The sequence below is a fragment of the Vibrio sp. 10N.222.52.B7 genome (genome assembly GCF_041474275.1).
GTDB classification, from domain to species: domain Bacteria; phylum Pseudomonadota; class Gammaproteobacteria; order Enterobacterales; family Vibrionaceae; genus Vibrio; species Vibrio crassostreae_C.
The window spans coordinates 25,785-38,924 of the sequence record NZ_JBFRTU010000069.1 but is presented as its reverse complement, the minus strand read 5'-3'; the positions used below and the strand labels follow the sequence as shown (position 1 = coordinate 38,924).

Annotated in this window: 12 protein-coding genes; 2 read left to right on the top strand and 10 right to left on the bottom strand. The window is 44.2% G+C overall.

Going from position 1 to position 13,140, the window contains the following annotated elements; all coding sequences use genetic code 11:
• Window positions 1-304: 304 nt before the first annotated feature.
• The 3 genes from AB4512_RS17225 to AB4512_RS17215 all read right to left on the bottom strand — a co-directional run bounded on the left by AB4512_RS17225 (window position 305) and on the right by AB4512_RS17215 (window position 3,235).
• Window positions 305-991: an ATP-dependent zinc protease gene (locus AB4512_RS17225; RefSeq protein WP_017069095.1), complete on the bottom strand. Its 687-nt coding sequence runs from the start codon at window positions 989-991 to the stop codon at window positions 305-307.
• Between the two features lie 11 nt (window positions 992-1,002).
• Window positions 1,003-2,187 (bottom strand): amino acid aminotransferase, encoded by a 1,185-nt coding sequence (locus AB4512_RS17220; protein ID WP_017060118.1) that lies wholly within the window; start codon window positions 2,185-2,187, stop codon window positions 1,003-1,005.
• 211 nt (window positions 2,188-2,398) lie between these two features.
• Window positions 2,399-3,235: an AraC family transcriptional regulator gene (locus AB4512_RS17215; RefSeq protein ID WP_372175233.1), complete on the bottom strand. Its 837-nt coding sequence runs from the start codon at window positions 3,233-3,235 to the stop codon at window positions 2,399-2,401.
• Window positions 3,236-3,446: 211 nt separating this feature from the next.
• Here AB4512_RS17215 and AB4512_RS17210 point away from each other — a divergent pair, with 211 nt between their 5' ends.
• On the top strand, window positions 3,447-4,832 hold the full coding sequence (locus AB4512_RS17210) for an MATE family efflux transporter (protein ID WP_372175232.1): 1,386 nt from the start codon (window positions 3,447-3,449) through the stop codon (window positions 4,830-4,832).
• A 104-nt stretch (window positions 4,833-4,936) separates the two neighbouring features.
• Here the strand turns inward: AB4512_RS17210 and nrdG are convergent, their stop codons facing one another.
• Complete coding sequence (gene nrdG / locus AB4512_RS17205; protein ID WP_017069098.1) at window positions 4,937-5,407, bottom strand: anaerobic ribonucleoside-triphosphate reductase-activating protein; 471 nt, start codon at window positions 5,405-5,407, stop codon at window positions 4,937-4,939.
• 155 nt (window positions 5,408-5,562) lie between these two features.
• Window positions 5,563-7,683 (bottom strand): anaerobic ribonucleoside-triphosphate reductase, encoded by a 2,121-nt coding sequence (nrdD, locus tag AB4512_RS17200; RefSeq protein WP_102394372.1) that lies wholly within the window; start codon window positions 7,681-7,683, stop codon window positions 5,563-5,565.
• 303 nt (window positions 7,684-7,986) lie between these two features.
• Here nrdD and AB4512_RS17195 point away from each other — a divergent pair, with 303 nt between their 5' ends.
• Window positions 7,987-8,862 carry an endonuclease/exonuclease/phosphatase family protein gene (locus AB4512_RS17195; protein ID WP_017064569.1) on the top strand — a complete coding sequence of 292 codons (876 nt, stop codon included), beginning with the start codon at window positions 7,987-7,989 and terminating at the stop codon, window positions 8,860-8,862.
• Between the two features lie 163 nt (window positions 8,863-9,025).
• Here AB4512_RS17195 and AB4512_RS17190 read toward each other — a convergent pair whose 3' ends face one another.
• From AB4512_RS17190 to AB4512_RS17170, 5 genes are all read right to left on the bottom strand, one after another.
• Window positions 9,026-9,457, bottom strand: coding sequence for a YeeE/YedE family protein (locus tag AB4512_RS17190; protein WP_016787649.1), 432 nt, complete (start codon window positions 9,455-9,457; stop codon window positions 9,026-9,028).
• Window positions 9,457-9,918 (bottom strand): YeeE/YedE family protein, encoded by a 462-nt coding sequence (locus tag AB4512_RS17185; RefSeq protein WP_010429747.1) that lies wholly within the window; start codon window positions 9,916-9,918, stop codon window positions 9,457-9,459. Before AB4512_RS17185 ends, AB4512_RS17190 begins: the two co-directional genes overlap by 1 nt.
• A gap of 202 nt (window positions 9,919-10,120) precedes the next feature.
• On the bottom strand, window positions 10,121-11,353 hold the full coding sequence (locus tag AB4512_RS17180; RefSeq protein ID WP_372175231.1) for a glycosyltransferase: 1,233 nt from the start codon (window positions 11,351-11,353) through the stop codon (window positions 10,121-10,123).
• A 97-nt stretch (window positions 11,354-11,450) separates the two neighbouring features.
• On the bottom strand, window positions 11,451-11,915 hold the full coding sequence (locus AB4512_RS17175) for a GNAT family N-acetyltransferase (protein ID WP_029235379.1): 465 nt from the start codon (window positions 11,913-11,915) through the stop codon (window positions 11,451-11,453).
• Window positions 11,916-11,937: 22 nt separating this feature from the next.
• On the bottom strand, window positions 11,938-13,035 hold the full coding sequence (locus AB4512_RS17170; protein WP_017060124.1) for a ketoacyl-ACP synthase III: 1,098 nt from the start codon (window positions 13,033-13,035) through the stop codon (window positions 11,938-11,940).
• Between the last annotated feature and the right edge of the window lie 105 nt (window positions 13,036-13,140).

The following is a 13,140-nucleotide window of genomic DNA, read 5'->3' as shown; positions in this document are numbered from 1 at the left end:
TACTGACAGATAATTATTAGGCTATTTCAAGAACCTAAATAAGAAGTACGAAAGTATGGATTAAACAAAAATCGAAGCGCGGATTATATAGAGATCTCGATCACGTTGTCGAGGCTAAACAGTAAACGAATAGTAAACATAGACCATTTAGATGCTTTTCATACGTTATGGGGTGTAAATAAAAAAATCCCCACCAGCAGAACTGGTAGGGATTTCATTTATCAACACTAAAAGTCTTTTAAGCCCGTCACCTTTGAAACTATAGCTCTTCAAAACGAAAAGCTTTGATGACGAGCAGAACTTGTTATTTAGTAATTTTCTTCTGAACGTATTTTTTGCTCACGTCGACAACCGCAACATCTCTAAAGAAGCTTCTACCCAACAGAAGTGGGAAAGAAAGATGCGTTCGGTCGGCTAGCGTAAATTCAGTTTTGTCTTTTAGATCGCCAATTTGAATCGAAGCTACAACCACAGCGCGTCGTTGTGTGCCTTCTGCGCTTGATTGCTTGATCTTAACCCAGCGTTCTACTGGTAAGCTGATCTCTTCAGTTGTAATTCCGTCGTGTTCAATCTTGAACTTAACCCAGTCTTTGCCGTCACGTTCAAAATCAACAATATCAACTGCACTGATTGAAGAGGTTGTTGCACCGGTATCGACACGTGCTTTAAACGCTTCTTTTAAACCAGGAACAAACACCCACTCTTCTTCACCAAGAATCAGTTTGCCGTCACTTGTTTTTCTAACCTTCTCTACTGGTTTTTCAACAGGTGCAGGTTTTACTTCCGGCTCAGTTGGTTTTACTTCTTCAGGCTTCTCAGTAGGTTCCGTTACTTTCTCGCCTTCTGTTGCGTCAGTTTTTGAAGAGTCATCCACAACAGGTTGTTCGATTTGAGGCTTTTGCTCTGGCTCAACAGGAGCTTGAGTTGTAGCCGAACAAGCAAACAGGCCACCACTTAGCATTAAAACTACAATCGCTTTCCAATTATACATTCAGTCACCTTCTATTTTGAAACGTTTGCTATCGCTTTTGCTACATAAGGAATATGAGATTCGGAAAGGCCTGCGATATTGATGCGTCCATCACCAACACCATAGACTCCATATTCTTCACGTAATTGATTCATTTGAGTTTCTTTAAAGCCTAGTACACTAAACATGCCTTTATGGCTTTCAATGAAGTCAAATTGTGACGTGTTATAAGTATTTCGCAATTCATCACATAAACTTTGGCGCAGATTTAACAAACGTTGCTGCATTTCACTCAATTCTTGCTTCCAAATCGAGGTTAGCTCTTGATTCTGAAGAATTGTTTTAACCAAAGCTGCACCATGATCTGGCGGCATTGTGTAAGTTGAACGAGCAAGCGTTAGAAGCTTACCTTTAGCATTGCCAACGTGTTCGCTGTTTTTGCCAATCACGATAGCGGCACCCGTTCTTTCACGGTATAAACCGAAGTTCTTCGAGCAAGATGTCGTAATCAACATCTCTTCGACGTTGTTAGCCATGTGTTGAAGACCTTTTGCGTCTTCTTCTAAGCCATCACCAAAGCCTTGGTAAGCAATATCAACGAACGGCAAGAAGCCATTTTTCTGCGATAGTTTGGTAATTTCCTGCCACGCCTCAAAGTCGATATCCGCACCCGTTGGGTTATGACAGCAACCGTGCAGTAGTACCACATCTGATGGACCCGCTTTTGAAAGGTCATCCAACATTCTTGCAGTATCAACTTGCTTCGTTTCAGGACTGAAGTAATTGTAATATCGAACTTTTAAGCCTGCCGCTTCCATCACCGGTTTGTGGTTAACGTAGCTTGGGTTTGAAATCCAAACCGTGGTGTCTGGTTGAGAAACTTTCATTAAGTCACCCAACATGCGAAGTGCACCACTTGCACCCGGTGTTTGAATCGCAGCAACGCGATCCATTGCAGAAGTCCCTTTAAGCAGCAGATCAACCATGCTCTGGTTGAACTCTTCACAGCCTGCTAGGCCAACGTAAGCTTTGGTTTTCTGCGTTTCAACAACGATATCTTGAGCCATAGAAACGGCTTTCATGATCGGAGTTTCGCCTTGATCGTTTTTGTAAACGCCAATGCCTAAGTCGACTTTATCAGTACGAGTATCGCCGCGGTAAGCAACAGAAAGAGATAGAATTGGATCTAAAGTTGGTTTTGGTAGATGTGAAAACATGAAAGTCACAACCCTTTGAAATTCAAGTAATGAGTTTCACGTTAACATTATCGTAGACAAATCAGAAACATTTTTTAATAGAAGCGCTTAGTTAGAATAAGTAAACAGAGATTGGTCATTTTACGTCACAAAACAGCGTAAATTTCGAACACTTTTAGTGCTTTATCAAAAGAGCAGTAGCTTGTTTAAGAAGTACCTTGTTGATTCTCAGCTAAATGCCTTGTTTGAATTGCCTTGGTGTCATGCCCGACCAAGCTTTAAATCGAGTACTAAAGTTCGCTGCATTCGGGTACCCCACGATCTCGCCAATATGTTGAATCGACCAATCACTCGATTTCAACAAACGAGCAGCGTATTCCATTCTCATACGCATAATATGAGTCATCGGGCTATGAGAGTAATAACGTTGGCACAAACGATGGAAGTGCGGCTCTGAACAAGGAAATAGGTTTGCTAGCTCATGCACATTCCACTCTTTATGAAGCTGCTTTTGAACACTGTCGAACACACGTCTCAAGCGAATCAAAGTTCGAGACTGTTGCTGCGGGACTGGTGCATTAATCATGAACTCTATTTGGGCTACGCTGTGAATGGCAATCGCTCCGCCTAAATCAATGGGCAAGGCAATACTTCTCAGCAAGGTATGAATACAAGTCGAGACGACTTCGGCTGCAGGAGAGAGCGTATAACTCACTTCATCATTGACGACATTATCCCAATGCTTATCAGGCGATAGAAAGATCCACGCTATCTGCCATGTTTCTTCTTCAATCCCAAAGCCATTCTCAACGCCTGCAGGCACAGTAATGCACGACCCCGGCTCTAGAATATAGCGACACGCCCCACTTTCTAACCACCCTTTGCCCCTAACCGTGTAAAGCAGCATGTGTTTCTGTGGATTCTTCCGATGGACAGAAAAGAAATCTCGGCACGACGCCGTCCCACACTGAACGATACCCAATTCTTCGAATGCCAATACATGGCTTTGATCGACAAACTCTTGGTGTGTCTGATCAGAGATCTCGTACCGTTCGTGTTTCTCACTCATTTCACTGGTCGCTCATTAGGTTTGTCTGCAATTAAATCGCCACATTAGTCATTCGATAGTTTTGAAATAGATGATTTTGAAAACAGGTCGTTTTGACAAATAGGAAGCTTTTGAAAATAGATAGTTTGGCAAAAGTTTGTGATGAACCTGAACAATACAGCCAAAACAAATACCGATAAACTTCTCGCATATTAACCACAGGGGAAATGCGATGCGCTCGACATATCGTCATCTAGACAAAGATTTTTGGCAAAAGCTTTTACACATCGGTTTGCCTGTATCGCTACAAACCATGTTGTTTTCATTACTCGGCGTGGTCGATATTTTTATGGTTAACCAACTGGGTGACTCTGCAACTGCGGCGGTTGGTGTGGGTAACCGCATATTTTTCTTCAACTTGATCATGGTATCCGGGATTAGCGGCGCTGTCAGTGTGCTAGCTTCGCAATATTTCGGTGCGGGAGATTTCAACGGAATTAGACGCACATTAGCACAGTCATGGACATTGTCTGTCTTTACCATCATCCCCTTTGTGTTGATTTATACATTGGCTCCTGAATCAGTCGTGTCTGTGGTGGCCTCAGACCCTGATTACGTCCGCTTGGCAACGGATTACCTTTGGATAACAGGAGCCAGCCTTTTTGGTACCGCGATCGTAGTGCCCTTAGAAAGCGCACTGCGATCGGTCGGCGAAGCCAAGCTACCCACCAAGATCAGTATTTGGGCAATCATCGTTAATGCGATTCTCAATGCATTGCTGATCTTTGGTTTGTTTGGATTTCCAGAACTGGGCGTAGTTGGTGCGGCTATTGGCACCACGGTGTCTCGATTCTTTCAGACGATAGCGCTGCTTATCATGGCGAAGAAATACTACGCGCATCTATTCCCGACATTAAGTAATTGGCGAGAAGCGATATTACCGAAGCATAGAAAGAAGTACTTCACGATAGCAATACCTATGTTGGTTCATGACACAGCATGGGCGGGCGGGATTCTTATTTATAACGTGATAGTTGGGCAAATGGGTGTTGGAGAGCTTGCGATCATTTCGCTGTTATCGCCAGTAGAAAGTATCTTGATCTCGGCGTTCATGGGGTTTGCGGTCGCCGCTTCGATCATTCTAGGCAACGAGATCGGCGCGAAGAACTATCAACGTGTTGAGAACACCGCATGGGGTTATGTATTGGTCAGCTGTGGGCTTGCGGCTATATTAGCCTTGGTGTGTTGGTTTGCTAAACCCGCGATCGTATACATGATCGGCCTTACTCACTTAGAGCTCAAAGAGACAGCCGTTAACGTCACCTTAGTCATGGCACTCGGCATGATACTAAGAGTCTTCAATATGGTTGGTATTGGTGGCGTGCTGAAAAGTGGTGGAGACATCAACTACAGTATCTTCATCGACCTGTTTGGCCAATGGGCAATCGGTATTCCCCTTGCTTACTTTACTGCGCTGGTGTTGGGTTGGCCGCTAGAATGGGTTTTGATGATTGTGTTACTGGAGGAGTTAGCGAAGATCGCTTTAACTAGCCAGCGAATTCACTCTAAGAAATGGATCAACAATCTAATCGACGAGCCTGAGCACATTCCTATATAAACAGGCGATAGATTCAAAGAACTCACACCCAAGGGCTGATTTGTAGCATTGCGCTAACGATGAAGCCCTTTTTCGTTTACGAGTGTGCAAAGTCACGACAGCAGTTATATATCAGTAAATCGATGGATGATTTGGTTTGAACTACCACGCCAATCCAACATTGGATCCGCTTTATCTTGCTCAAAACGACCATCAATCAAAGTATCAACATATTCAAGTACTTGCCTCTGCTTTTCGTCGAGTTCGTCGAGCTCGTAGCCCGTCCACATCCAGATGTCTTTGCCTTCACATTCTGCTTTTACACGCTGAACAAGCTTAAGCACTTCAGACACGTTTGCAGGATGCAAAGGATCACCACCAGAAAGCGACAAGCCACGACGCTTGATTCGTGGATCATTGAGATCAGCGATAATGTGGTCTTGCAGCTCTTGAGTAAACAAATGCCCGGAGTCCAACCTTTGCGTTGATTGGTTATAACACCCGCGACACTGGTGTACACAACCCGACACAAACAAAGTGCAGCGTGTTCCAGGGCCATTTACAACGTCGATTGGGTGATATTGGTGATAATTCATAAGGCAGTATTGAAAACTCGTGATGGCTTAATGGTTTAACTCGAAAAGTAGCGAGAGTTGAAACAAATGAATTGGTATCGACATAGCGCCGATACCAAACATATTTCTTGAAACGTAGCTCTTCTAAGTAAGCTAGCTAATAATCTTAGAGCTTACTAAAGATGCTTCACGCGGCGTTTAACTTCTTCTTGCTTACCGAAGTTAAATGGTCGTGCATCTGGGCTACCAAGGTAACCACAAACACGGCGCGTCACCGATACTTTGGTTGAGTCATGGTTGCCACATTTAGGACACGTAAAGCCCTTACTTGTACAGTCGAACTCACCGTTGTAACCACATTCGTAACACTCATCAATCGGTGTGTTAGTGCCGTAGTAAGGAACACGTGTGTAGCTGTAATCCCATACGTTTTCTAGTGCTTCGATGTTCTTCTGCATGTTCGGGAATTCGCCGTAACAGATAAAACCACCGCTAGAAATTTCAGGATAAGGCATCTCGAAATCGATCTTGTCGTATGGGTTCACTGTCTTCTGCACATCTAAGTGGAAGCTGTTGGTGTAGTAACCACGGTCTGTCACACCATCAATCACACCAAATTCTTTGGTGTCGATGCTGCAGAAACGGCTACATAGGTTTTCACTTGGTGTGCCGTATAGGCTGAATGCGTAACCTGTCTCTTTCGTCCAAGATTCCACTTCACGCTTCATGTACTCCACCAGCTCAAGCGCTTTAGCACGCATTTCGCCATCGTCGTACAGGTGAACGTCAGTACCGTAAAGCGCAGTCATTGCTTCGTGGATACCAATGTAACCAAGAGAAACAGAAGCACGGCCGTTCTTAAAGATATCAGCGATAGAGTCGTCTGCTTTCAAGCGAACGCCACATGCACCTTCCATGTATAGGATTGGAGCAACACGTGCTTTCACGTTTTCTAGACGAGAAATACGAGTTTCTAATGCACGACGAGCCAGCTTGAGTTTATCATCAAGCAGTTCGTAGAACTTAGCCATATCTTGTTTTGCGTTAATCGCAATACGTGGCAAGTTCAAGCTAACAACACCTAAGTTGTTACGGCCTTCGTGAATCAACTCACCATTTTCTTCGTAAGTATTCAAGAAGCTACGACAACCCATAGGAGTTTTAAATGACCCTGTCACTTCTACTACTTTGTCGTAGTTAAGAATGTCTGGGTACATACGCTTAGACGCACACTCTAGCGCTAATTGCTTGATGTCGTAGTTTGGATCTTGCTTCTGGTGGTTCAAACCATCTTTGATCGCAAATACCAGTTTAGGGAACACGGCTGTTTTACGGTTCTTACCCAAACCTGCAATGCGGTTTTTCAAGATTGATTGCTGAATCAATTTCGAGCCCCAGCTTTCACCTAAACCAAAACCAAACGTCACGAATGGTGTTTGACCATTAGCGGTGTGCAGCGTGTTTACTTCGTACTCCAGAGATTGGAACGCGTCGTAACACTCTTTCTCTGTGCGAGAGATAGCAAAAGCTTCTGGGCTATGAATGTCCCACTCTTTCGCTAGCGATAAGTGCTTCTCGTAGCTCGCCATAACGTAAGGTTCAAGAACCTCATCGATGCGGTTAATCGTTGTGCCGCCGTAGATGTGACTCGCCACTTGCGCGATGATCTGCGCGGTTACCGCTGTCGCCGTAGAAATAGACTTAGGTGTGTCGATTTCCGCGTTACCCATCTTGAAGCCATGCGTTAACATGCCTTTCAGATCGATAAGCATGCAGTTAAACATTGGGAAGAACGGTGCGTAGTCTAGATCGTGGTAGTGAATATCACCACATTCGTGAGCATGTACGATATCACGTGGCAAAATGTGAGTTTTCGCATAGTGTTTAGCCACGATACCCGCCAGCAGGTCACGCTGAGTTGGGATTACTTTGCCATCTTTGTTCGCGTTTTCATTGATTAGATCAACGTTGCTTTCTTCGATCAAACCTTCGATCTCACGAGTTAAAGCGCTTTGCTTCTCACGGGCGATGTCGCGGTCATGACGATATTCAATGTAGGCACGAGCCAGAGACTTGTATGGTCCCTGCATTAGCTCGTTCTCGACCATGGTTTGAATTTCAGAGATATGAACTTCATCGTAGTCTTCGAGCTTCAACTCAACTGCTAATGCCACATTCAGTGCATAAATAGCAATTTCCTTATCGGCTTTGTCTGATGCTGCTTCCACTGCAGCTTGGATGCGATCTCTACTGAATGGAGCTCTTGAGCCATCACGCTTGATTACGATTGATTTCACCACTTCTCCTTACTCTTGAGGTATTCACAGACTTATCCACAAACACACTATATAGAGCGATTTATCGTTTAACTAACACTAGATATTGTGGCGTATTTAACGAGAACCACCAACTTTGAGTATTGATTTGGATCAATAAAAAGAGAACGCTGACTAAGATCAATTCAATATTATTACGCTAGTTCTCAAGTCGAAAAGAAACAATGTAACAATAAAAAAACTCCTAAAAAGAGTTGAATTTTTGGTAAGTGTTGTAGGATAACGGCTCATCAATATTGGCAGACAAAATTAGGGATATTTGGCATGAAACGACTTCAAAACTGGATAATGTTAGGCTGCTTACTCAGTAGCCAGACATTTGCTGAACCTTTGACCATATCCAGTTGGAATATCGAATGGTTATCAACCAACGAGGCTGTGAATAAGTTTTCTGACAAACGTGATCAAGCTGATTTCGACAAACTCGCAACTTATTTTCAATCCTTAGACGCAGACGTGGTTGCGTTTCAAGAAGTCGATAACGTAAATGCCATTCAGCGTGTGGCTGGTGATCAATACAAGATATTGATGTCTGACCGGGCGCTATCTAAGAACAGCAACCGCCAATTTAAAGAAGTGAACCAATACACGGGATTTGCAGTTCGTAAAGGAGTAGCCCTCACCGACTACGCTGACTTTCCGCTTGAAACCACATCCAACAGTAAACTTAGGTTTGCCAGCTATATCGTTGTAGAAACAAACTTTAAACCCATTCACATGTTGTCTGTGCATTTAAAGGCAGGTTGTAGCGGAGCGTATAAGTCCAACCGCGATTGCTCTCGTTTAAAAGAGCAAGCTCAGCAACTGAACAAGTGGATAAAGCAAAGAGAGCGCAATAACGAAGACTACGCCATTCTTGGCGACTTTAACCATAACCTCGCTTACTCACGAGATTGGATGTGGAAAGAGTTATCACAATATACTGATGCGCAGTTAGCGACACGAAAGACCCGTGCAGATTGTAAGGTACGCTCTAACCGCAACAATTATCGCACACATCAGTTCCGCTCTGTTATTGATCATATTGTGGTGAGTGAGTCGCTAAATGCTTCTCCTGCAAAGCAGAAGGTATTTGAAACACAAGATGTTCTGGACTACAAACTCAGCGACCACTGTCCAGTTTCAACGACTATTAAATAGTAGATTTTAGATAACAGCAGATTGTAGATAACTGAAAATAATAGAAACAGTAAATATAGAAAGAGGCTGACTGACTTTCGTGCTGAAAGCGAGTCAACCTCTATGCTTGGTCAGCTCAGAACGGATAACGTCAAAGCCAATGTAATCAGCTATAAGCTTGCTACTAACACGTTTTGTTCATACGATCCGCCAGCCACATTCCCACCAGCATGCTTATCATAAACACCCACACCGTCGGGTTGCCGCCACTTAGGCTGGTTACCGCAGGGCCTGGGCAAAAGCCTGCAATCCCCCAGCCTAAGCCAAACGCTGTAGATCCAAGAATCAGCTTTCTGTCTATCAACGGATTGTTACGGCTATCTAACGGCTCGCCATTGATGGCTTTAGCGCGCTTTTTAATGACCAGATGATAAAACGGTGCAAAGACCAATAGCGCGCCACCCATGACGAATGCCAAACTAATGTCCCAGTTACCGGTAATGTCTAAGAAGCCGAGTACCTTCTCAGGATCAACCATCCCTGAGATGATCATGCCAGAGCCAAAAAGAATACCTGCGACCAAACCGATAACGATAGTAAATGAAGCGTTTTTCATTATGCCCCCAAGCCAGTCAGATTCTTGATAAACACGGTTACGATTGCCACACCCATAAATACACAGGTCGCAACAATAGAACGTTTAGATAAACGCGCCATTCCGACAATGCCATGCCCGCTAGTACAACCGTTCGCTGTTTTAGTACCAAAGCCCACCAGAAGGCCAGCAATAATCACTAAAGCGAGATTCATCTCTTCTAACTGCGGAAGTTGGTAGCCCGTCGGAATTAATAGCCAACCACTTGCGACCATTCCCACAACAAAGGCGATACGCCAGTGTTTTTCGGTGTTTGCTGTATCCGCATCTTTACGTTCTTTGTTGCTGGTGCCAGTTGGCAATAATCGGCTGACAATGCCACTAATGCCAGCAACTCGACCAATCCCCAACATTAAAACAATGGCCGACACGCCTAACAACATGCCGCCGAAAAAAGCATCCCAAGGAATCAAACTAAGCACAAACCTCTCCTATCCACAAACATCATAAACTCATAACAACCTATAAATTAGAGTTTACTAATAAATATAAATTAGTCAATGCTAATGTACTGCGAGTATGTATCGTTTTGTAAGTCTGGAATTAACAAGCGCCCTGCATGAAAAAAGCCCCTAGGTGTTAACCTAAGGGCTTAAGATTTATTCTGTCTTTGGTAAAGCACAGCTATTTGACCTTGTTCTTCTCAGCAATCCATTGCGACATGTACTTAGTGCTCGCCATACTATGGTGCTTAAGCATTGAACCAAAGAAATTATTCAGTCGATGCGCATCAAGCTCAGAACCTAGCGCAGTCAGTCGCTCGATCAATTTGTCGCCCAGTTGATTCTGTTCATAGTGCGCTTCAAGAATTGAATGACATTGGCTTTGAGCTTTAAGCCATTTCTTTTCATCTTTATAAAGAGCGACAGCTTGTTCAACAAACTCATCAATATCATCTGACACTGCGCCCGGCCATTGCAGTTCACCTTGCGGTAGCATGCCTTCACTGCCGATCTCGCTGGTTACATTCGGAGTCTGTAGCTTCATCGCATCAAGTAACTTGCCTTTAATGCCTGCGCCAAATCGTAAAGGTGCAACACACACACGAGCCTGCTCCATCACTTCTTGAGCGTCTTTCGCCCAACCTTTGATATGGAAGCCAGTTTTAGGGTTATGCAAAGCGGTTGCTTTTGGCGGCGGATACGATCCATAAATATGAAGTTCAGTGTCAGGTAACTGTTTACGAATCTTCGGCCAAATCTTCTGTAGCTGAAGTACGGCATCCCAGTTCGGTGCGTGTCTAAAGTTGCCTATCGTCATGAAATGCTTACGTTCTTCAAAGCTTTTCGTGCTTTCAGGAAGCGTATTAAGATCAACCATGAACGGCAGATGATGAAGCAGTTTGGGATCGATATTGAACTCAGATTGAAGCAGTTCCATCTCGTAACTTGAAATGATCAACGAAAGATCACAGCGCAAAATCGCGGCAATTTCACGTTTAGCCAAGTCACTGTACAAGTGTGCTTTGGTCAGATCTGTTTCTTTCTTAACCGCTTCGTGTCGAGCATTACGCAGAAACTGTAAGTCTTCCGTATCCAGTAACTTAAAGGCATTCGGGCATACTTTCTCGACACGCCAACCAAACTGTTCTTCCATCATAAAACGGTCAAACATCACAACATCGGGCTGCAGCTCTTCAATGTAATCGTCAAAGCTATCGCAATTTAACTGTATAGATTGGCTTGTGATGCCCTCTTCAGAGAGATCAATCATGTGCTCGGTTTCTTGAGCGGGTGTTGCAAATTCAACTGACCAACCTTGTCTCTTAAATAGACGTAAAAGAGACATCATATGGCTGCCAGCCGCCGATGAATTCGGTTCTGGCCAAACGTAGCCAATTGCTAAAACTTTCTTCAAAATACTTCCTAAGAAATAACAAAAGGGCCACAGAAGCCCCTAATAAAACGTTAATCGAGTTATGCCGCTGATAATAATGGTTCTAAGAACTCAGCGATCAGATTCGTTCACCTACATTGCGAGCTATCATAAGCACTTCATCGGCTGAGTAAAAGTTTGAAATCGTGGTTTCGACTTGAGCGCCCAATGTCGACTGATAGAGCTTTTGTGCAAAGTTATCTGCTCTGGTGGTCACTAATACATGTTTTAGTGTCGAGCCCTGCTCTGATAGCTTCTGCTTCACTTGAGGCAAAGAGTCTAGAATCAACTTTTTGCCCAATCCTTGCCCCTGAGCACTCGGTAACACAGCAAGTTGTTCTAGCTCCAAAACAGCTTCAGGCCTAAACCCACTCTTTTGAACCCAAATAATGTAGCCGACAATCTCGCCATCGCTTTCAGCAACAAAGTTAAGAAAGCGTGGCGCAGCATTTAAGTTACATTGTAACCAATTTTTTGAGTTTTGCTGTCGAACAAAAGTAGCTTGGTGAACTAAAGCCGCTCCATCGAGGTCGGCTTCTGTCATAAAACGAACTTGCGCCATGCTGCTACTCATTCTCAGAATTAGGACGCGTTTTACAGTGTAAAATGGCTCTCTCTAGAAGTTCTAATGCCGAGCTATCTGCTTCTGGAAGCTTAGCGTCCGATTGACCTAACGGATCAACACGGCTACCCCACTTAATATGGCCTGCCCCCCAAGTTAAACCGGCACCGAATGCCGCCACAAGGATGTTTGAGTTCGGTTTAACAAAGCCTTGCTCTAACGATTCACACAATGCAATTGGCACAGTCGCAGCCGACGTGTTGCCATAGTTTTGAATGTTCACAAACGCTTTCTCACGTTCAATGCCCGCCATATCACACAGAGTTTGAATAATTCGGATGTTCGCTTGGTGCGGAATCACAACATCGATGTTTTCAGTTGAGATGCCAGTGCGACTCAATACTGTATGTGCTGCAGCGCCCATTCCTTTCACTGCGCGCTTGAAGATCTCTTTACCAACGAAATCAAAATCCCAGTAACCGTTATCAGCAGCAAAGCGGTCCATAGACGTACCGAATTTTGGTACTGCTAGAATGTCACGGCCCTCTGCGTCACAACCGATTTGAGCTTCTTGTAAACCCACTTGTTCTTCAGTACGCGATAAAACCACAGCGCCAGCGCCATCACCGAATAGAACCGCAGTATCACGCTTGGTCCAGTCGATGAAGAATGAAAGACGCTCTGCACCCACAACGATCGCATTGCGGTAGTTGCCCGCTTGAATCAATCGAGTTGCTGTTTCAACACCGTAGATAAAGCCTGTACACGCTGCATTAAGGTCAAAAGCTGCTGCGCTCTTGATGCCTAAGTTCTGTTGAACTTTAGACGCGGTATTTGGAATAAGAGAGTCTGGACTGCACGTCGCTACGATCACAAGATCGATATCTTCGGCTGTTAAACCAGCACACGCCATTGCATGTTGAGCAGCAACGGTCGCTAGCTCAGAGGTATTTACATGACTGATACGACGATTTTCGATACCAGTTCGAGTACGAATCCACTCGTCAGACGTATCAATGAAAGTGCTTAAATCATCATTGGATAGCACGGCTGGTGGCAGACACTTTCCCCAGCCCGTAATTTCAGCGTAAAATTTTGTCATCATTTACCTGTTTATTGTTTGTTTTTATTTGAGTATCTTATTCTTGTTTTAAACAGTATAAGCGTTCCGTACATGATTCGTAAATCGCGTTAGGCACGGAGACGC